Origin of the sequence: Wolbachia endosymbiont (group B) of Silvanus unidentatus, assembly GCF_964028615.1 — a bacterium.
In the GTDB taxonomy this organism is placed as follows: domain Bacteria; phylum Pseudomonadota; class Alphaproteobacteria; order Rickettsiales; family Anaplasmataceae; genus Wolbachia.
The window spans coordinates 41,460-61,500 of record NZ_OZ034795.1 but is presented as its reverse complement, the minus strand read 5'-3'; the positions used below and the strand labels follow the sequence as shown (position 1 = coordinate 61,500).

Below are 20,041 nucleotides of genomic sequence, written 5' to 3'. Positions count from 1 at the left end.
AAAGGAGAAAAGAAAATATGACATGTATAACCGAACAAAATAATCTAGGTGACTTATTAAAGTATGAGGCATCAAGTCTATATTCAAGAGATCAAATAACAGTAGCAAAAGGGCAGAACCTAAAGCTTGGTACAGTAGTGGCTCTCGATAAAGATAGCATGGTTAAGATAATAAATCCAACTGCCACAGATGGTACACAAACAGCAATAGGTGCAATAGTAAGTGATGTAAATGCGACAGAAAATGCTAAAGCAGTAATTATTACTCGTGTTGCAATGCTAGCTGATCGTGCGGTTGTGTGGCCAGCAAATATCACTGAAGAGCAGAAAAATGCAGCAATAAAGCAACTTGAAGGACGAGGGATCATTATCCGCAAGGGAGCTTAAAAAAACTATTAAAAATACAAAAGGGGGAAAAGAAAAAATGCAAAATCCATTTACAAATACAGCATTTAGTATGACGGCACTAACAAATGCGATGAATATATTGCCGATAAATTATGGACGAATTGAAAATTTAAATTTATTTCCAAGTAGGTCAGTAAGATTTCGACATATTACCATAGAAGAGCAAAACGGAATATTAAGTTTACTACCAACGCAAGTTCCAGGAGCACCAGCAACAGTAGGAAAAAGAGGAAAAAGAAAGGTAAGAACGTTTACGATTCCGCACATTCCGCATGATGATGTAGTGCTGCCAGAAGAAGTACAAGGAATAAGGGCATTTGGATCAGAGAGTGAACTTAAAGCGCTGGCAGATGTAATAACCGATCATTTGCAATTGATGAGAAACAAACATGCAATAACATTAGAGCATTTGCGAATGGGAGCGCTAAAAGGAATAATTTTAGATGCTGATGGGTCAGAATTATTAAATCTGTACAACGAATTTGAAATCACACCAAAAGTAGTAAATTTTGCACTAGGAACTGCAACAACTGATGTAAAACGTAAGTGTCTGGAAGTACTCCGGCATATAGAAGATAATCTAAGTGGTGAATATATGACAGGAGTTCATGCCTTAGTAAGCCCTGAGTTTTTTGATGCATTAACTTCGCATAGTAAAGTGAAAGAAGCATATGAGAGATGGCAAGAAGGAGCAGCACTAAGGAACGATATGAGATCAGGATTTACGTTTTGTGGCATCACATTTGAAGAATATAGAGGGCAAGCAACTGACCCTGAAGGAACGGTGAGAAGATTTATTGAGAAAGATACAGGGCACTGTTTTCCAGTAGGAACAGCGAGCACATTTACAACATATTTTGCACCAGCAGATTTTAATGAAACAGTAAATACACTAGGACAGCCACTTTATGCAAAACAAGAGCCAAGAAGATTTGATAGAGGGACTGATTTGCATACGCAGTCAAACCCTCTGCCAATGTGCCACCGCCCGGCCGTTTTGGTCAAGGTCGTTGCAATATAACAATACTGATAGAGCAACAAAAAGGCAGTTAGTACTCTATCAGCATATACCTTATTAGCGTACTGATGAAAACTTAATGAATAAAATAGAAGAATGCAAGAGAGTATTAAGAGATTATTTAAAGATTGTTTTGCCCATCTAGGAGAAGTAGCTTTGTATGAGTCGAAAAATAAGGCATACATGGTACAAGTATTAAAGCAACAGCCAGATAAATTATACGAGATTGGTGAAGGACAATTTGTGGGGGAGATGTTGATTTTGGAGGTGAGTGTCTTTGATATATTAAAGCCAATGGTAGGAGATATCTTCGTTATTGGTAACTGTAAGTATAAGGTGCACTCACCACCACTTAGAGATAAATCTGGAATGATCTGGCGAATCGAAGCATCTGGGGTATAGAATGTCTATTCATATAGAAGTTAATAGTAATAAGGTAATAGAAAGTGTAAACGCTAAAAGAAGAAAAATAGAATTAGCAATAGTGAGTGCATTAAACAGAACGGCACTATGGTTAAAAGCGCAAGCAGCTAAGGAAATTAGTGAGGAAAAGAAAAGTTTGATAAGAAAGAGATTAAGAATTTTTAAGGCGAAAACTAGCAGATTAGAAGTGTTAATTAGAGCAAATCTCTATGACATTAGAGCATCGGCAATTGGCAAAATACAAAAAACAAGAAGAGGATCGAAAGTAGGAAAGCATGAGTTTATAGGAGGATTTGCAGCAGTTATGCCAAAAGGAAATAGCGGTATTTTTAAGCGTGAAGGAAGAACAGCCCTGCCAATAAAGGAAATTAAGTTGCCACTAGAACCTGAGGCTTCAAGGATAATAGGAAATCTTGTTAATTATGAGGTTGAGGAAGTATTTACAAAATTTTTTGAACGTGAATTGAGCTATAAAGGATGAATTTGAAAGATTTACATCAAGCAATTTGCAGCACACTGAAGGAAGAAATACCGGCTATACAGACATGTGAAATTTATCCAGCAATAAGGAAAGAACTGTTAGCACCAGCGGTTTTTGTGGAACTTAGCAGTCTTGAAAAAGGACATGATCCAGGAACAGAAGAATTAGCGTTGAAAGCAAGATTTGAAGCACGAATTGTGATTGATAGCACAATAGAAAATGCATCTATTATGGTCAGAACATTAGCTGCTGAGGTTGCGAGAGTAGTAAATAAAAATACTTGGAACGTGAAAAATGTTTCACCAGGAGAATTTATATCAGGAGGAGGAGATGACTTTAGACCAGAGCTCGATGCATATTTAGTGTGGATGGTTGAATGGGTGCATACAATACACGTAGGGCGATCTATTTGGAAAGAAGGAAAATTTATGCCACACAAAATAGAAATCGGTGAAATAAATGTTAGAAAATAATTTTGCAATTTCGGAACTACAGAGGAAACTGGCCAACATTGTTCGTATAGGAGTTGTAAAAGAAATAGATTATGAAAAAGCAAAAGTAAGAGTTAAAATAGGAGATATTGTAACAGATTATCTGCCATGGATAACAAGTAAAGCAGGAAAAGATAGAGATTGGTCTCCGCCAGATATTGATGGACAGGTTATGGTATTTTCTCCTCTTGGTGAACTATCATTAGGAGTGGTGTTAGCAGGAATATATCAGGAAAAATACCCTGCACCAGAGAATAAAAAAGAAATAAATAGTGTAAAATTTCAAGATGGGACAAGATTATTATATGATAAAGAGAAGCATAATTTAGAGATTGAAGTAGTAGACAAAATAACACTTAAGGCTGGGGGATCAAGTATAGAAATGACAAAAAGTGGAATAAAACTGAAAGCAGAAAGGATCGACTTAAATTGAACAAAGGAATAGTGAGGTTAGGAGACTACTGTGGAGAAGCTATACCACATTTCTGCATTAGCGGCAGTAACAATGTTTTTGTAAATGGTAAGCAAATTTGCAGGCAAGGAGATAGTTTTAGTGAAGGAAAAATATTAATAGAAGGATCTAAAACAGTATTTGCCAATGGGTTTGGTATAGGAAGAGTAGGAGATATAGTTTCATGTGGGTTTAAAGTAATTAGAGGGAGTTCTGATGTTTTTACAGAGCCAGTATGAAGGGAATGAGCAAAGAAACAGGTAAAGAACTAGAGGGTTTAGAACACTTAAAGCAATCAATAATTGATATACTGACCACTCCTATTAACAGTAGAATTATGAGGAGAAGTTATGGTTCAAGGCTATTTGAATTAGTAGATAAGCCAATAAATAAAGATTTAACACTTGAGATATATGCGGCAACTGCAGAAGCTTTGGAAAAATGGGAAAAGAGGTTTAAGTTAGAAAAAGTAAAAGTTGAAGGAGTAAAAGAAGGGAGAGTAACATTGAATTTAGAAGGTGTCTATCTTTCAGAAGGTAAGTTCATAAATATTAATGAAGTAGTTGTTTAAAAATGCAGCAGCCAAATATTATCGAACCACTGAACTTTGAAGAGATTTTTTCTCGGATGAAGGAAGAGTTAGTGCGTAGAGATGAAAGTTTTACAGCATTAGTAGAAAGTGACCCAGCGATGAAGGTATTAGAAGTAGCAGCATGGAGGGAATTGTTACTAAGACAAAGAATAAATGAAGCAGTAAAGAGCAATTTACTAAAATTTGCAACGGGAGAAGATCTTGATAATTTAGCTGAGTTTTATGGAGTGGAGAGGCAGAAAGAAGAAGAGGACGAACGATTTAGAAAAAGAATCAAAGCAAAAATAAAGGGGTGGTCAACAGGAGGAAGTAAGGAATATTATAGATATCATGCACTGTCAGCAGATAAAAGAGTAAAGGATGCGCTGGTTGAGTCAAAAGTGCCAGGAAGTGTAGAGATCTCAATTTTATCCACAGAGTTATCCACAGTGCCAGAAGACCTACTTGAAATTGTAAAAAAGCAGGTTACCAGAGATGATATAAGGGTTTTAACAGATACGATAACAGTAATTGGTTGCAATATTACGGAAATAGATATTCACAGCAGGATCAGTGTTAATTCACAGGCACTACCAGAAATTATTGAAATAGCAAAGAAACAATTTATCGAAAAATTTGAGTTAGCAAAGAGATTGGGGTGGAGTGTGACAAGATCATGGATAATAGCGAATTTATTTGTAGATGGTGTAGAAAATGTGGAATTAATCGAGCCAAAAGAAGATGTTGTGGTGCTAGGTAATGAGTGTGCTGCTTTAAGAAACTTAAAGATTGAGTTGAATTAATGTTATTGCCACCAAATGCAACAAAACAGGAAAAAGCGCTAGTAGATGCAACGGATTATAAAGTTGATCCAAGTTGCATCAGAGGGTTTAAGTTTAGTCTTAAAGAAGAAACATTGCCGTGGTTGATTGAGGAATATGAATTGGGGGAAATTCTACGCTGGGTAAAAGATAAAAGAAGGGCGATAGTAGAAGGAGTAAAATTTCAGCGTTTAAGAGGAACCCCAGAATCACTCAAAATAGCACTAAAGTGGGCAAATATAGAAGATATTACAATCATTGAGGAGCCACCTGGAAAACATTTTTTTGAACTGCAGATAGGGATAAGGGATGTTCCAAATAACTTTTTTGTGGATGCAGTAGTAGAACTTGCAAAACTATCGTTACCAGCAAGATCGCGGCTAATGAGGATTTTCAATGATCACTATAACGTTGATAGGTTTATTTTAGATGAAAGTTTATTTGGAAGTTTGTTATCAGACTACTCTGGTATAAAAGTTGAAAAAAATGGGCCAGTGTTATCGTTTGGAAGAATAAATTTTTTCAGTTCTAGAGGTCCGTTAGTAGAGATTGTAGACAACTATTTAAGAGAGCATTATGAACAAGCATTTAGTAATGACATATATCGGTTGAATGTAGCAGTACTTGGGGAAACAGAGCCTCACACAAAGGATTACAAAGGCATTTATGAAAGAAGTCATCAGTGGTATAACTTAAAAGCCCTGTATCCTCTAACTCAAAGCTTATTACCATCGATTAAATTTGCAAAAGCGCAGATTGTACTGTCAGATAGCTGGAAATTAGGAGAAATAAATAGCTGTTTTCCGGTTGGTAGAATAGAAGAAGAAGGAAATAAATTTGTATTGGGAAGCGATAAACTTTCAGGGCAATATTGGAATTTAAAACACAAGCTAATTTTAGAAAGGTTTAGCGTTACTCACCACTACAAAATAGAAAACTATACAGATCAGAAGATTACAAAATATGGTTTAGCAGAACACAACGTTTACTATAAAAATGATTTAGAGCAAAAAGACTCAATACACGAGTTAGAAAAGCACATTTTAGTATTTTACCCGGGAGTACTGAAGTGGCACGAACATCGACATTTGCACAGAAGTTGGAAAGATAGTCGAATAATATCTCTAATAAGTTAAGTACTTATATTTAGATACTCATATATTATATTAATAATAGGTAAAAGTGTATGAAATAAAAAGAAAAGGACTTGCTTTCTTATGCTAAAAAGGACATGACTTGAATAGCAGCAGGTAAATATAAGAAATTTGTCTGGCGCTAGAAAAGCTAATTTTGTGAGGTAAGTATGAAGTTTAGCAAAGAATCTTTTAGTAAGTTTTTTAAAGAAGTATCAAGTAATGATATTAATAAAAGAAATGAAGAAGGAGAGACGATCTTGCATCAAGCAGTAGAAATCTCCGATTACACAACAGTGAGGTTATTAATAAAAAAAGGGGCAGAGGTAAATGCAAGAGATAAAAATGGTTATACAACACTACACTGTGCAGTATTTGCAAAAAGCTTAGAAAATGTAAAAGTGCTGCTAAGGTCGGGAGCAGAAGTAAATGCCACTCAATATGTTACTGGATGTACGCCACTGCACTCTGCGTGCAAAATAGGAGGAGTTGAAATAATAAAAGAGCTAGTAAAGGCAGGAGCTGAAGTTAATCAACTGAATAAGTATGGTGCAACACCAATGTATTACATATGGGAAAGTGAAAAGTATCGTCTATGTGATAGCAAAGAGAGTGAAAAGGCGAGCAAATTTCTGAGAGAAAAAGGTGGAGTAACAAAAAGTAGAGAACTGACCTGCTATGGAATAGAGAGGCTAGTGGGAGAAATAGCAGACATGTTGAATAGGAGTTATTTACCGGAGTTAAAAATAATAGAGATAGGAGAAATAAGGAAGAGAGACAAGTCGCTAATAAAGAAAGAATGTCAAAATTTAGCAAGCAAGATAATGGGCCAAGTGAACGAAATGATAGATGAGATAGAAAATGTAGTGAGAGGGAAGGCTTAAAAAAGGGATTTAAATTTTTTAAAGAAAAGATGGGGTGGATTATGTTAAAGCTTGGCAAGAAAGAGAAGTCAGCAAAAGAATTATTAGAGAACTTATATAAAAATATTTATGCAAGAGACGAAAAAGGAAGAACAGTTTTGCATTATGTGATAAACGCAAAAACAGTGAAGTTATTAGTCGAAAAAGGAGCGAATGTGAATGCAGCAGATGCAAGAGGATATACAGCACTGCATCTAGCGGTAACGGAGAAACGTCTAGAAATCGTGAGAGAATTGATAAAATCAGGAGGGAATGTAAATGCGGAAGAATATGGAAATAAATGCACACCGCTGCACCTTGCATGCATGATAGGCGAAAAAGAGATAGTGAAAGAATTAGTGAAGGCTGGAGGAGAAATAGAACAAGCGGATAAATTTGGAATGACAGCAATGGATTATGCGAAAAACAGTAAGGAGATCACTGAAATATTGAAGAAAGAAATAGACAGAATTGAGAAGCTATTTATGAAGGGCTAAAAATATGGAGGAAGAAATAGAAAAGAAAGTAATGAATTTAGAGAAAAAACCTTTGAATGAGCTGAGAAAAATATGGAAGAAGGTATTTGGAGAAGAAGCACCTAGATACTCAAAGAAATATCTGATACCAAGATTAGCTTATAGAATGCAGGAAAAAGCGTACGGGGAGATGTCAAGAAAAGGTGCAAAAAGACTAGAATATCTGGCAGATCGGCTAGAGAAGGGAAAAAGAATAAGTAGTGACAAACTTCCAGTAGAAGGAACAGAGTTGATATTGGAGAGAGGTGAAGAGACGCATGCGGTAATGGTAACAGACAAGGGTTTAATCTACAAAGAAGAGTTTTATACATCATTGTCAGCAGTGGCAGGAAAAATAATGGGAATGAGCTACAACGGACCTTTATTATTTGGAATGCGTGATAAAAATGGAAGTTGAAAATGCTAAAAGAAGTAAGATGTGCGATATATACGAGAAAATCAAATGAAGACGGACTAGAACAAAAGTTTAACAGTCTTGATGCCCAGCGAGTAGCATGTGAAAAGTACATAAAGAGCAGAGAAGGCTGGGTAGCATTGGCCAAAAGGTACGATGATGGAGGCTTCTCAGGAAAGAATTTAGAAAGGCCAGCAATAAAGGAATTATTTGAAGATGTTAAAGGAGGAGAAGTAGATTGTGTAATAGTATATACGCTAGATAGGCTCTCAAGAGAAACAAAAGACAGCATAGAAGTTACATCATTTTTTAGAAGGCATCGAGTAAATTTTGTAGCAGTAACACAGATATTTGACAATAATACGCCAATGGGAAAATTTGTACAAACAGTATTGTCAGGAGCAGCACAACTAGAAAGAGAAATGATAGTAGAGAGAGTAAAAAACAAAATAGCAACATCAAAGGAGCAGGGATTGTGGATGGGTGGAACTTTGCCGCTTGGATATGATGTAAAAGATAAAGAATTAATAATAAATGAGAAAGAAGCGAAAATAGTAGGGCACATATTTGAAAGATATTTGGAGCTGAAGTCAATGGCAGAACTAGCAAGGGAATTGAATAGTCAAGGTTACAGAACGAAATCAGATATCTTTAAAAAGGCAACGGTGAGAAGAATAATAACAAATCCAATATATACGGGAAAAATCAGACATTATGAGAAAGAGTATGAAGGAAAACATGAAGCAATAATAGAGGAAGAAAAGTGGCAAAAAGCGCAGGAATTGATAAAGAATCAGCCATATAGAAAAGCAAAATATGAAGAAGCTCTGCTAAAGGGAATAATTAAGTGCAAGAGCTGTGGTGTAAATATGACACTGACATATGCAAAAAAGGAGAATAAGAGATATCGATATTACGTATGCAACAATCATTTAAGGGGAAAAGGTTGTGAATCAGAAAACCGAAATGTAATAGCAGGAGAAGTAGAAAAAGAAGTGATGAAGAGAGCTGAACAGCTATATGAAAATTGGACAGAAAAAGCAGAAGAATGGAAAAATTTAAGTTTTGGAAAGCAGAAAGAAGTAGTGAAGAAGTTAATAAAGGGAGTGATGGTAAAAGGAGAGGTGATAGAGGTGAGTTCAGAGAATAAGGTAGAATTTATACCAATAAAAAAGAAAGGAAACAAATGCACATTAATCGAACCAGAAGGAAAAACAAATAATGCGTTACTGAAAGCAGTGGTAAGAGCCCATTCGTGGAAACGGCAACTAGAAGAAGGTAAATACGCAAATATAAAAGAGCTGAGTACCAAAATTAATATAGGTACAAGACGTATACAGCAAATTTTGAGGTTGAACTATTTAGCACCAGAAATTAAAGAAGATATAGTAAGTGGAAGACAGCCAAGAGGTTTGAAGTTAGTGGAATTGAGAGAAATACCGATGCTGTGGAGTGAGCAGATGGAGAAGTTTTACGGGTTTAAGCAAGCTGTCTGCCAGTAAAAAATAAGATAATTTCTTTAAAAGAAGCTATAAATTATTAACTAAATACTCAAATCCCCTGCCATTTTCCCCTTAATTTAAGCTTATAAAACTTTTAGCATTCCAGAGAAATCCTTACCTATTAAGAATTTAATAAACTATCCAAAATAACGACAAAGAGGACACATAATATTACATACCATAACAAAAGCCTCTTTTCTGACCTCCCACATTAAAACTGTATACCATACAGATACACTTTCAAGTTTGGTATGGGAGGTACAGTAACTATTTATTTCCACATTCCAGTCTTGTTACCACTGATTTTCACTTCATCCATGTCAGTGTTAGGATCTCTAAGATCTTCTTCAGCCTGTTGTATAGATCTTATAATCATGTTCTCATCTATGTTATTCAACCTCATCGACTGTTCTCTTGGTGACAAAAGATTTTCATGAATTGGTTGCTTATGTTGTGTTTTGTTAAACAGACCAGTGGCTAGAATGCCTAGCATGATTGTGTTATTTACTACAGTAGTATTTATTTCCGGTACGGCTGTAACAGTAGTATTATCATGCCCTCTAGAAGTAAGTAGAGCTGGAGCTTCTGTAGAACCCTTAACCCAATTGACAATACTGCTCATCCATAATGGTAGCTTACTTGTCCCATTTATGGGCTGACTCAAGTCTTTAGATTCAATACTACGGCGGTTACGACTAGCACTTAAACCTCGTAGATATTCATCAATGTTGCTCTTCTTTACAAGGTCTAAAGGTGTTTTATTATCATCGTTTTTAGCATTAACATCAGCCCCTTTCTCTACAAGGTATCTCACTACATCTAAGCGGCCATTGTTAGCGGCGTTATGTAAAGCTGTGTTTCCATAGCTATCTTTAGCATTAATATCAGTACCATTTTCTATAAGATACTTCACCATATCTAAATTACCATTCATAGCGGATGAGAGCAAAGCTCTATTGCAATGCCCTTCTCGAACGTTAATATCAACTACTGACTCTATAAGATATTTTACTACATCTAAGTGACCTTTTTCAGCAGCTAAATGTAAAGGTGCATCTCTATATACATTCCTAGCATCTAAGTCAGCCCCTTTTTTTACAAGATATTCTACTACATCCAAGTGACCTTTTGCAGCAGCTAAATGTAAAGGAGTGTAGCCATAATCACTTTTAGCAGCCATTAAATCAGTGTTTTCTACAAGATATTCTACTACATCCAAGTGACCTTTTTCAGCAGCTACGTGTAAAGGAGTGTAGCCAACATTATTTTTAGAATAAATATAAGCTCTTTTTCCCATAAGATACTTTACTATATCTAAGTGACCACATCCAGCAGCTAAATGTAAAGGTGTATCACCATATCTATTTTGATCGCTAACATAAGTACGTTCTTTTTCCACAAAATATTTTACCATACCTAAATCACCTAGCGCAGCGGCTGAGTGTAAAGATACGTATCTATACCTGTCCGCAGCGCACTTTCCATCTGTAACACGTGGCGCTTCTGTAACTTGTTGTACTTCTGTCGTAACATGCTGTCCTTCCGTAGTATGTTGCCCTTCTGTAGCCTGTGGTACTTCTGTAACTTGCTGCACTCTCTCCGCAAGATATCCAACTATATCTAAGTGACCTTTCTGAGCAGCCCTTTGCATAGGAGTTTTGCCATTACTATCAGTAGCTTTTGGGTTAGCGCCCTTCTCTATAAGGTATTTTACTATATCTAAGTGACCTTTTGCAGCAGCCAAGTGAAGAGGAGTGCTATAACCCCATCCGCCTTGATAAACATCAACATCAGCCCCTTTTTCTATAAGGTATTTTACTATATCTAAATTACCTTGCTTAGCAGCCAAATGCAGAGGTGTGTAGCCCATTTCATTTTGAGCACCAATGTCAGCCCCTTTATCTAATAAAAACTTTGCTATATCTAAAAGACCTCTCCTAGCAGCTATATGCAAAGGTGTTTTACCATGATTATCTTTAGTATTTATATCAGCTCCTTTATTAATGTACTCTTTAACCTCATTAAGATTAGATCGTTTTACAGCATTAATTAGCTCTAAGTTAAGCTGTTCTAGAGACATCACTGTTTGGCTATTTTGAGTAGTAGCCCCCTGTGACGTTCTGTTGTAAATAAGTTGATCTTCATAACCATCAAAATAATCTGCAGCCTCGCCTACTATTTCCCGATCTCTCTCCCTATTCTTCTTCGTATTCCACCTATTCCGTACACGCTGTTTATTTAAACCTTTCTTACCTTTTTTACTTCGCTTTGAACGACTAAGTTTAACTGTATCATCTATTAGCCCACTTACCCCTACATCACTAATTTTATCACTAAGACTTTTTTGCTTTAAAGTGCTAGACCGTAACAACTGAATGGTATTATCTCTTGTAGCTGTGCCACCAGTTGACTGTTGCTGACCTATACCCATTTCACCCTCCCTTAAGTGTAACTAAAAAATTACCCCCACTATAAAACTAAATGATTGTAAACAATTTATGTAAATACTAAGTATAGCCTTACTTGTAACGCAGATATTTTTAATGTCAACAATTTTTTTTGACAAATTCCACATGGATTAGAAAATTGATTTTATTGCAAGAAATCACGTAGTTTATTTGGCATTGAAAGAATCACATCAACCACAGTAGGCATGTAACGTACAGCAAGGAGAAAAATTATCTTGAAGATTTGTGATATATTGCCACTGTCTTTGCAATTTTATCATGAAAAAACTGTTTACGTTGATCAGATATTGCACACATAAAAATTAGCATTATGGTCATAAGGATTAAATCTGGTAAAGGATCAAACCACCATTCATAAGCAAACATAACAGAAAATCTCCTCATAATGAATATGGATGAGCAAATCACTTCAAACGAAACGCACCGGATTATTGCTTGTGTTAGAGTGACATTTTCAATTGTATCTGCATCTTTTATACGAATACGGCACAGCAATTGTCCTGGAGTGCCACCAAATCTTTTCACCATTAATACTTCTAAAAGAATTGATAGCAAAATACGTAAACACATGATCAATACTTTAAATTTAAAGGGTAAAAAAGTCATTTCTGCAAGAAAAAAAACAAAGACTAAAAGAGTTCCCTTAATAATGAAATGATCAATAATATATGCTATAGCGCGTCTAGTGATCCCCACATATACACAGTTTAATTTTGGATAGCATTCTTCAGATCTATAATCCATTACTACTGTTTTTGCAATTTTATCGTAGAAAAACTGCTTACGTTGATCAAATATTACAGGCACAAGTATTAGGATCAATATTGGTAAAATTAAAAACCACTCATAAGTATCAAAAAATACAAACAAAAACGTCTTGAAAGTGCTTCTTATTACTACTTGCATAAAAGCAATATTTTTCAGTGTGGTTGCATCCTTTATGTATATACCAAATAGTAATTTTCCTGGAGTCCAACCAAGTTTTGTTATCATTAATACTTCTAATGCTATATATACTAAATCTTCCAATAATATATCTAAGTCTTCTAATATTTCATATCGCTCTGATATAAGGTCTGTATCAGTATCAGTATCAGTATCAGGAAAGATATAATTAAAAAAGTTAGTAAAAGATTCTTCTGGTAATATAAATGAAATTAATAAAAAAAAGAAAGAACAGCAGACTAGGAATATTGCTTGGTCAACTAAATACGCTGCAATACGTTTAGTAACTTTTGCATAGTTCATTCTAACACCCATTTGTGTACCCAACACCATTATCTAATGTTATTATGTTAGTGCTTAAATAATAGTAAAATTGCTGCTGGTTGAAAGCATGAAAAATATTTACATTCATATAGAGAACATGGGTTCCTTTAGCATCACAACAAATTGAATTATTTACTTCCTCCAAAAGACATAAAAAATGATCGTGTATTTGTGAGAACGCGTTGTGTAAAAATGGGGTTATAAAAGTAAAAGCTTGAAATTATTTGCACCGAAGCTAGGTAAATTAGTTCATATGTGAATTTAGCTGAAGTAGGCTATTATAGCTGGTTTTGCGGTATAGTAAAATTACTATATAGAAAAGTTCGCACGTATCGTTTGGTAGACCAACCCATCCCAAAAAAACTTGTTCTCGCGTATGCTGATTGTGGTTATTAGAAACAGCTAGATCACTTAAATTTTTAACACTAATTAGTTTTAAATTAACACAAAATTTATGATAATTTTCTACTTTAAATAGATAAAGTTTTTCTCCCGTTATCCTTCTCAAACTCTACTGAGAAATTTACTTGATCCAGAGTGCTGGTGTAATGATACATCCGTCACTTTTGTAGTACTTAACATACTTGCAATTCCCATACGTCCAGTTTCTCTAGCAAGATCTAAAGGTGTTTTGCCATTATTATCTTTAACTTGAGTATTGGCACCTCTATTAATTAGAAACCTTGCAGTGATTTCTTTAAAATACCCATCAACACCAGCAGTATAGTGTAGCGGAGTCAAACCATTTGCATCAATTTCATTAATGCTTACTCCCTTATTTAAGAATAGCTCTATAATATTAGGAGTTGTGCGTCCTCCTCCGCGAGCGGCAAGATGTATAGGCTTTTGACCATCAACAGTTTGAGCATGAATATCAGCCCCTTCATCTATTAGCAGTTTTACAGCCTCCAATTCAGCATGTTTAGCAGCATAATGTAGCGGAGTTAACCCATTTGTATCAGTATCATTAATACTTACTCCGCTGCTTAAGAAGCACTTTACAATATTAGCAGTATTAGCAGTTTTGTATCCTCCGCGGGCAGCAAGATGTATAGGTTTTTGACCCTTAATGGTTTTAGCATGAATATTAGCTCCTTTATTAAGTAGAAATTTTGTAAGATCTAAGTGATCAAATCGAGCAGCATAGTGTAGTGGGGTTAAACCATTTTTATCGGTATTTTCAATGCTTACTCCCTTACTCAAGAACAAATCTATAATATTTACGCGCCCTGCGTAAGCAGCAAGATGTATAGGCTCTTGACCACAAGTATTATTAGCATAAATATTAGCCCCTTTATCAATTAGAAATTTTGCCACTTCTAATTTATTCTCGGATGCAGCATAGTGTAATGTGGTCCTACCAATTTCATCAGCATCATTAACACTCACTCCCTTGCTTAATAAGAACTCCACAATATTTTTATGACCTCCAATGATAGCATCATGTATAGGTTTTCTGCCACCAATGCTATTCTTAAAATTAATGTTAGCTCCTTTGCCTACAAGAAACTTTACAGTATCTAACTGACCATATCCAGCAGCAAAGTGTAGTGGTGTACTGTCATTACTGTTAACATCATCAATACTTACTTTTTTGCTTAACAAAAACTCTATAATATTATTACGACCAAACTTGGCAGCTGAATGCATAGGCTTTCTGCCACTTACATCTCTAGTGTGAATACTTGCTCCATTTCTAACAAGCTCTTTAACCTTACTAAGGTTGTTTTGTTCTATTGCATTATGCATAAATCCTCCCAAAATATTATACTACTACTAAAATAATAAAATAAAGCAAGATGTTTTTGAAATAGCAAAGCCAATATCTTTCGCTTCATTTTTTGCTCATAAATTTAATATCTCCTCACGCTGACTTTTCCTTGATTCTTGTACTTTATCTGCCCAAGTTTTAGATGTACTATGAGATTGACTAGGTTTTCCATACCTTTTAAAATACCCCTGCTCAATAGCATCATAAACCGAATATCCACCAAGTAAACAATTCTTACCTAATTTTTCTCCACAATTTTTTAATTGCTCTAGCAGATCTTGATTATTTACTTCTACCCTTATTTGACCTTCATTTTGCTTATCAGGATATAATCTAACTTCTAACTCTCCCTGACTGGTAGGGAAAGTTAACACTATATCACTATTATCTGCAAGGTTAGTGTAATTCCTTATACCATTTTCTGTTATAATATCCACCTCGCTTTTTCCGATCTTTATTATACTTCTTCTATATCCTACCTCTTTCTGATTTAGCTCTAGATCTCTTACTTTATCTGTGATCATTGCAACATTTATTGTGCTATCTTTTGAATATTCCAAATAAAGAACAGAGTTATCCATTCTTACATCATTCAGCTTATTATTGGCTGCACTTCTTGCAATTTTAACAAGTTTATAAGCATTATCGACGTAGCTCGCATAAGCATCAAAGATATTATTTTTATGATACTTAAATTCTAATTCCAGTTCGTTAATTACATTAATACTATTTTCATTATACAATACTGCCCCTGCTGATACCAAATTATACACTATATCACTAGCAACTTCAGAATTCCTTTTTAACTTATTTAACTCACCAATTCTTTTTATCACATAATCTGTGAAACTATACCAGTTACATGCAATAGGGTCTTCTGGAGAAAAGTCTTTGTTAAAATTTAGCCGCACTCCAGATCTGATTGCCTCATCTACAACTTTTTCTAGTTTGTCCATATCTTCAGCTTTAGATACCCTGTCTAAAAAATCATCTAATTTTTTCTTTTGATCTGGCATTAAATGGTGCCATAAAACGAGGGGACGTTTTTCCTCTGCTATGCAATGAGGTACATCACATGATGCACCTGCCTTCAAAAATAAGTCTCTTATTTCTGCACCAATAGCTTCATTAACATCAGAAATACCTGCGTTACAATAACAAATATCATCAGCGTATTTAAGAAATAACGCTCCCCAAATATTTAATACCACTTTTAGGTCTAGGTTACTCTTATGTTCATCTAAAAACTTTTTTACAAGCTCTTTTAATTTATTTAAGGCAAAAAAATCTGAATGATTGAACCAAATGTTGCATAATTCTTGTTTCAATTCCTCTTGTTCTTTAGTTAAAAGAAGCCCTGCCACATTGTAATGACCATTATCAATTGCAACCTGTTGTGGAGTTTTTCCTTGTCTATCACATATATTTGGATTAGCACCTCCCCGAAGTAGTGAGCTTACACCTTTACTATTACCACTAGCAGCAGCATAGTGCAAAGGCGTCTCTCCTTCGATGTTTTTTGTGTTGGGATCTGCTCCTGCTGCCAAGAGCAAACTTACAGCTTGATCTTCCTGATTGCGACCCACTTCATATATATGAGCCCCTGAAACCGCATGCAGTACTGTTGCATCAGATTCCCCTCTTTTAAGGTTAAGAACAACTTTTAGATCCGGATTGCTTTTATTATTTTTTAAAAATTCTTCAAGCTCATAAACACCACCATTATCATAATCAAAGGGAACACTTTCATCATACCAGTCTAGATACTTTAAAATATTTAGTAGCTCTTTGTTTAACTCCTCTTCACTTTCTGTAAGTTTATGTTCTTCAGTAAACCAAACACACACTTGTTTACGTAATGAATCTCGACTATCCATCAAAGATGGTGGCACCATATTATAACTTTCAAATGGCGAAATGACTGTTTGAGTCCACCAAGAATCACCCTGATTGTATATTTCATCTATCTCACTCTCTGAGTATCCTCGCTTTCTTAAGGTTTCTAACGGATCATTACACAGAACTTGTGATAGATGTTCTGATTTAATTAACTCATATTCATCATCAAATAGTTCATCTGTTTCAAAATACTCTTGCTCAAGATTTAATTTATAAAAATACTCTTGCTCAGGATTTAATTCATAATTTAGTTCTTGTGCGTTAGTTTGTTTATTACCCACTGGCAAGATATGTTCCACAGATTCTTTAACCCCAACCATACTCCCCTCCTAGTATAGATAAATAATATATTGTATATAATATATAACATGAGTCAAGCTAATTTCAACATAATATTTTTATTATTTTGCAATGTTTGAGTTTTCATAGAAGATCAGCAGTCCATATGGCAAAAGTAGGCCAATTCTGCGTTATGCTGGATTACTACAAAGAAGAGCTTGTTGTGTATACTTAATCATTTGGATGAAGCCTGCAACGTTGTAGAATGCTTAGCAGTAGATATACCAGAAAGTGTACTCTTAACAATAGCCCATTTACCTACATTAGAATCCTTTTGCTTCTCTTTACTAATTTTTTCATTCCATTCCAAATCAAGAGAAGTAAGATTTGAAAGCTTACCATCTTTTAATGCTTCACTTAAAGCTTTTACACCTTCAGCACCAATTTCATTCCATCCCAAATCAAGAGAAGTAAGATTTGGAAGCTTACCATCTTTTAATGCTTCACTTAAAGCTTTTGCACCTTCAGCACCAATTTCATTCCATCCCAAATCAAGAGAAGTAAGATTTGGAAGCTTACCATCTTTTAATGCTTCACTTAAAGCTTTTGCACCTTCAGCACCAATTTCATTCCATCCCAAATCAAGAGAAGTAAGATTTGGAAGCTTACCATCTTTTAATGCTTCACTTAAAGCTTTTGCACCTTCAGCACCAATTTCATTCCATCCCAAATCAAGAGAAGTAAGATTTGGAAGCTTACCATCTTTTAATGCTTCACTTAAAGCTTTTGCACCTTCAGCACCAATTTTGCTACCCCTTAAATTAAGAGAAGTAAGCTTTGTAAGATTGCCGTTAGCTAAAGCTTTTACACCTTTATAATCAATTTCATTTCCTATCAAATGAAGAGAAGTAAGATTTGGAAGCTTAGCTAATTTTTTCAGATCTTCAGCACCAATTTTATTCCTTACCACATAAGAAGGAGCAAGATCTGGAAGCTTAGATAAAACTTTTGCACATTCAACACCAATTTTATTCATCAAATGAGCTGATTCCTTTGCGCTTTTATCATCGATTTTTACCTCTTGTAAACTAAGTTTAGTAATATTTGTTCTATTTTGTAAAAAGCGTACCAATTTACTTATATTTATTTTAGTACCTATTATGATTAAAGAATTACCTCTAACATGCTGGTCAAGAGTCATTCCAAAATCAAGAGAAGTAAGATTTGGAAGCTTACCACTCTTTGATGCTTCACTTAAGGCTTTTGCACCTTTATCACCAATCTTGCTACCCTTTAAATTAAGCGAAGTAAGATTTGTAAGATTCCCGTTAGCTAAAGCTTTTGCACCTTTATCACCAATTGTATCCCATTTCAAATCAAGAGAAGTAAGATTTGTAAGATTGCCCTTGGCTAAAGCTTTTGCACCTTTGGCACCAATTCTATTCCCTATCAAACTAAGAGAAGTAAGATTTGTAAGATTCCCGTTAGCTAAAGCTTTTGCACCTTTATCACCAATTGTATCCCATTTCAAATCAAAAGAAGTAAGGTTTGTAAGATTGCCGTTAGCTAAAGCTTTTGCACCTTTGGCACCAATTGTATTAAGTTCCAAATGAAGAGAAGTAAGGTTTGTAAGCTTAGCTAATTCTCTTGCATCTTCAGCACCAACCCTTGCGCTTTTTAAACTAAGTTTTGTAATGTCTGTTCTACTTTGTAGAAAGCTTACTAGCTCGTTTATATTGATTATAGCACTTGATACTACTAAAGCGTTGCCATTCACATATTGGCTAAAATCCTTTTGCTTCTCTTTACTAACTTCATCATAACCTACAACTGCACCAGCCTCTTGCTGCTTTGCTCTTTGTATAAATTTGTTGAAAGATTCTATAGATACTGGCTCTAAGGAAAACCTTCTATTTAAAGTATCTCTAGATGGCGTAGTTGCCCATTTTTTATTCTCTATTAAATGAAGAGAAGTAAGACTTGTACACTTAGTTAAAGCTTCTGTACCTTCATCACCAATTTTATTCCCTACCAAACTAAGAGAAGCAAGATTTGGAAACTTACCCTTCTTTAATGCTTTCCTTAAAGCGGTTGCACCTATATAACCAATTTTATTCCGTTCCAAATGAAGAGAAGTAAGATTTGTAAGATTGCCTTTAGCTAAAGCTTCTGCACCTTCATCACCAATTTTATTCCCTACCAAACTAAGAGAAGTAAGATTTGTAAGATTGCCGTTAGCTAAAGCTTTTGCACCTCTATGATCAATTCCATTCACCATCAAATGAAGAGAAGTAAGATTTGTAAGATTGCTGTTAGCTAAAGCTTTTGCACCTTCAGCGCCAATTGTATTCAATTTCAAATGAAGAGAAGTAAGGTTTGTAAGATTGCCTTTAGCTAAAGCTTTTACACCTATATAACCAATTTCATTCCATCCTAAAGCAAGAGAAGTAAGATTTGTAAGATTGCCGTTAGCTAAAGCCTTTGCACCTTCATCACCAATTTTATTACATTCTAAATGAAGAAAAGTAAGATTTGTGAGATTGCCTTTAGCTAAAGCTTCTGCACCTTTAACACCAATTTCATTCCCTACCAAAGTAAACGAAGTAAGATTTGAAAGCTTAGCTAAAGCTCTTGCACCTATATAACCAATTTCATTCCCTACCAAAGTAAGAGAAGTAAGATTTGTAAGATTGCCGTTAGCTAAAGCCTTTGCACCTTTATCACCAATTCTATTCCATTTTAGATGGAGAGAAGTAAGGTTTGTAAGATTGCCGTTAGCTAAAGCTTTTGCACCTTCATTACCAATTTTATTCCATTCCAGATGGAGAGAAGTAAGATTTATAAGATTAGCATTAGCTAATTCTCTTACACCTTCATCGCCAATATCTGAACTGGCTAGAGAAAGCTTTTTAATGTGTGTATTATTTTGTAAAAAGCTTACCAATCTTTCTATGTCCACTACAGTACCTTTAGTATTCATTATTAAGGAATCACCTTTAACATATTGGTCAAAATTCATTTTATCCTCCATTCAACATTACATAATAAATATACTTGTGCTAATACTATTATTAGGATAGAAAACCATAAATCAACCACTTTTTTAAAAAATATTTTCAGCAAAAACATCATGCTAATTAGCTTCACAAAAGATTTTATTGTTTACTTTTTCCAAAAATCACAAAAAAGTGAGGGTTTGCAAAGCTAATTGACAGGGTTTGAAAA

General features: G+C 34.9%; 19 protein-coding genes. 14 read left to right on the top strand and 5 right to left on the bottom strand.

Annotation, left to right across the window (positions count from 1 at the left end; all coding sequences use genetic code 11):
* Nucleotides 1-17 precede the first annotated feature (17 nt).
* The 14 genes from ABWU65_RS00290 (at nucleotide 18) to ABWU65_RS00225 (ending at nucleotide 9,130) form a co-directional block, all read left to right on the top strand.
* Nucleotides 18-386 carry a head decoration protein gene (locus ABWU65_RS00290; RefSeq protein WP_353280019.1) on the top strand — a complete coding sequence of 123 codons (369 nt, stop codon included), beginning with the start codon at nucleotides 18-20 and terminating at the stop codon, nucleotides 384-386.
* Nucleotides 387-423: 37 nt separating this feature from the next.
* A complete protein-coding gene (locus ABWU65_RS00285) occupies nucleotides 424-1,428 on the top strand; it encodes a major capsid protein (RefSeq protein ID WP_353280018.1) in 1,005 nt (334 codons plus the stop codon).
* Nucleotides 1,429-1,521: 93 nt separating this feature from the next.
* Nucleotides 1,522-1,827: a hypothetical protein gene (locus ABWU65_RS00280; RefSeq protein WP_353280017.1), complete on the top strand. Its 306-nt coding sequence runs from the start codon at nucleotides 1,522-1,524 to the stop codon at nucleotides 1,825-1,827.
* A 1-nt stretch (nucleotide 1,828) separates the two neighbouring features.
* Nucleotides 1,829-2,329, top strand: coding sequence for a phage tail protein (locus tag ABWU65_RS00275; RefSeq protein WP_353280016.1), 501 nt, complete (start codon nucleotides 1,829-1,831; stop codon nucleotides 2,327-2,329).
* Nucleotides 2,326-2,802 carry a hypothetical protein gene (locus ABWU65_RS00270; protein WP_353280015.1) on the top strand — a complete coding sequence of 159 codons (477 nt, stop codon included), beginning with the start codon at nucleotides 2,326-2,328 and terminating at the stop codon, nucleotides 2,800-2,802. Before ABWU65_RS00275 ends, ABWU65_RS00270 begins: the two co-directional genes overlap by 4 nt.
* A complete protein-coding gene (locus ABWU65_RS00265; RefSeq protein WP_353280014.1) occupies nucleotides 2,789-3,253 on the top strand; it encodes a phage baseplate assembly protein V in 465 nt (154 codons plus the stop codon). Before ABWU65_RS00270 ends, ABWU65_RS00265 begins: the two co-directional genes overlap by 14 nt.
* Nucleotides 3,250-3,510 carry a PAAR domain-containing protein gene (locus tag ABWU65_RS00260; protein ID WP_172758482.1) on the top strand — a complete coding sequence of 87 codons (261 nt, stop codon included), beginning with the start codon at nucleotides 3,250-3,252 and terminating at the stop codon, nucleotides 3,508-3,510. Before ABWU65_RS00265 ends, ABWU65_RS00260 begins: the two co-directional genes overlap by 4 nt.
* Nucleotides 3,507-3,842 carry a GPW/gp25 family protein gene (locus tag ABWU65_RS00255; protein WP_353280013.1) on the top strand — a complete coding sequence of 112 codons (336 nt, stop codon included), beginning with the start codon at nucleotides 3,507-3,509 and terminating at the stop codon, nucleotides 3,840-3,842. Before ABWU65_RS00260 ends, ABWU65_RS00255 begins: the two co-directional genes overlap by 4 nt.
* A gap of 2 nt (nucleotides 3,843-3,844) precedes the next feature.
* Entirely contained in the window at nucleotides 3,845-4,645 is an 801-nt protein-coding gene (locus ABWU65_RS00250) for a baseplate J/gp47 family protein (RefSeq protein WP_353280012.1), read from the top strand.
* Nucleotides 4,645-5,799, top strand: a complete 1,155-nt coding sequence (locus tag ABWU65_RS00245; protein ID WP_353280011.1) for a phage tail protein — start codon at nucleotides 4,645-4,647, stop codon at nucleotides 5,797-5,799. Before ABWU65_RS00250 ends, ABWU65_RS00245 begins: the two co-directional genes overlap by 1 nt.
* Before the next feature lie 167 nt (nucleotides 5,800-5,966).
* On the top strand, nucleotides 5,967-6,680 hold the full coding sequence (locus tag ABWU65_RS00240; protein WP_353280010.1) for an ankyrin repeat domain-containing protein: 714 nt from the start codon (nucleotides 5,967-5,969) through the stop codon (nucleotides 6,678-6,680).
* Nucleotides 6,681-6,721: 41 nt separating this feature from the next.
* Nucleotides 6,722-7,195 carry an ankyrin repeat domain-containing protein gene (locus tag ABWU65_RS00235; protein ID WP_353280009.1) on the top strand — a complete coding sequence of 158 codons (474 nt, stop codon included), beginning with the start codon at nucleotides 6,722-6,724 and terminating at the stop codon, nucleotides 7,193-7,195.
* A gap of 4 nt (nucleotides 7,196-7,199) precedes the next feature.
* Entirely contained in the window at nucleotides 7,200-7,631 is a 432-nt protein-coding gene (locus tag ABWU65_RS00230; protein WP_353280008.1) for a DUF2924 domain-containing protein, read from the top strand.
* Between the two features lie 2 nt (nucleotides 7,632-7,633).
* Nucleotides 7,634-9,130 (top strand): recombinase family protein, encoded by a 1,497-nt coding sequence (locus ABWU65_RS00225; RefSeq protein ID WP_353280007.1) that lies wholly within the window; start codon nucleotides 7,634-7,636, stop codon nucleotides 9,128-9,130.
* Between the two features lie 271 nt (nucleotides 9,131-9,401).
* On the opposite strand, the gene ABWU65_RS00220 is transcribed toward ABWU65_RS00225, so the two are convergent.
* From ABWU65_RS00220 to ABWU65_RS00200, 5 genes are all read right to left on the bottom strand, one after another.
* Nucleotides 9,402-11,561, bottom strand: coding sequence for an ankyrin repeat domain-containing protein (locus ABWU65_RS00220; protein WP_353280006.1), 2,160 nt, complete (start codon nucleotides 11,559-11,561; stop codon nucleotides 9,402-9,404).
* A 247-nt stretch (nucleotides 11,562-11,808) separates the two neighbouring features.
* Nucleotides 11,809-12,846, bottom strand: a complete 1,038-nt coding sequence (locus ABWU65_RS00215; protein WP_353280005.1) for an RDD family protein — start codon at nucleotides 12,844-12,846, stop codon at nucleotides 11,809-11,811.
* Nucleotides 12,847-13,371: 525 nt separating this feature from the next.
* Nucleotides 13,372-14,616, bottom strand: coding sequence for an ankyrin repeat domain-containing protein (locus ABWU65_RS00210; RefSeq protein ID WP_353280004.1), 1,245 nt, complete (start codon nucleotides 14,614-14,616; stop codon nucleotides 13,372-13,374).
* A 96-nt stretch (nucleotides 14,617-14,712) separates the two neighbouring features.
* Nucleotides 14,713-16,857 carry an ankyrin repeat domain-containing protein gene (locus ABWU65_RS00205; RefSeq protein WP_353280003.1) on the bottom strand — a complete coding sequence of 715 codons (2,145 nt, stop codon included), beginning with the start codon at nucleotides 16,855-16,857 and terminating at the stop codon, nucleotides 14,713-14,715.
* Between the two features lie 194 nt (nucleotides 16,858-17,051).
* Complete coding sequence (locus ABWU65_RS00200) at nucleotides 17,052-19,835, bottom strand: hypothetical protein (RefSeq protein ID WP_353280002.1); 2,784 nt, start codon at nucleotides 19,833-19,835, stop codon at nucleotides 17,052-17,054.
* Between the last annotated feature and the right edge of the window lie 206 nt (nucleotides 19,836-20,041).

Coding starts and splice junctions, on each gene's coding strand:
- ABWU65_RS00290 (WP_353280019.1), top strand. CDS start 18: ATGACATGTATAACCGAACAAAATAATCTAGGTGACTTATTAAAGTAT.
- ABWU65_RS00285 (WP_353280018.1), top strand. CDS start 424: ATGCAAAATCCATTTACAAATACAGCATTTAGTATGACGGCACTAACA.
- ABWU65_RS00280 (WP_353280017.1), top strand. CDS start 1,522: ATGCAAGAGAGTATTAAGAGATTATTTAAAGATTGTTTTGCCCATCTA.
- ABWU65_RS00275 (WP_353280016.1), top strand. CDS start 1,829: ATGTCTATTCATATAGAAGTTAATAGTAATAAGGTAATAGAAAGTGTA.
- ABWU65_RS00270 (WP_353280015.1), top strand. CDS start 2,326: ATGAATTTGAAAGATTTACATCAAGCAATTTGCAGCACACTGAAGGAA.
- ABWU65_RS00265 (WP_353280014.1), top strand. CDS start 2,789: ATGTTAGAAAATAATTTTGCAATTTCGGAACTACAGAGGAAACTGGCC.
- ABWU65_RS00255 (WP_353280013.1), top strand. CDS start 3,507: ATGAAGGGAATGAGCAAAGAAACAGGTAAAGAACTAGAGGGTTTAGAA.
- ABWU65_RS00250 (WP_353280012.1), top strand. CDS start 3,845: ATGCAGCAGCCAAATATTATCGAACCACTGAACTTTGAAGAGATTTTT.
- ABWU65_RS00245 (WP_353280011.1), top strand. CDS start 4,645: ATGTTATTGCCACCAAATGCAACAAAACAGGAAAAAGCGCTAGTAGAT.
- ABWU65_RS00240 (WP_353280010.1), top strand. CDS start 5,967: ATGAAGTTTAGCAAAGAATCTTTTAGTAAGTTTTTTAAAGAAGTATCA.
- ABWU65_RS00235 (WP_353280009.1), top strand. CDS start 6,722: ATGTTAAAGCTTGGCAAGAAAGAGAAGTCAGCAAAAGAATTATTAGAG.
- ABWU65_RS00230 (WP_353280008.1), top strand. CDS start 7,200: ATGGAGGAAGAAATAGAAAAGAAAGTAATGAATTTAGAGAAAAAACCT.
- ABWU65_RS00225 (WP_353280007.1), top strand. CDS start 7,634: ATGCTAAAAGAAGTAAGATGTGCGATATATACGAGAAAATCAAATGAA.
- ABWU65_RS00220 (WP_353280006.1), bottom strand. CDS start 11,561: ATGGGTATAGGTCAGCAACAGTCAACTGGTGGCACAGCTACAAGAGAT.
- ABWU65_RS00215 (WP_353280005.1), bottom strand. CDS start 12,846: ATGAACTATGCAAAAGTTACTAAACGTATTGCAGCGTATTTAGTTGAC.
- ABWU65_RS00210 (WP_353280004.1), bottom strand. CDS start 14,616: ATGCATAATGCAATAGAACAAAACAACCTTAGTAAGGTTAAAGAGCTT.
- ABWU65_RS00205 (WP_353280003.1), bottom strand. CDS start 16,857: ATGGTTGGGGTTAAAGAATCTGTGGAACATATCTTGCCAGTGGGTAAT.
- ABWU65_RS00200 (WP_353280002.1), bottom strand. CDS start 19,835: ATGAATTTTGACCAATATGTTAAAGGTGATTCCTTAATAATGAATACT.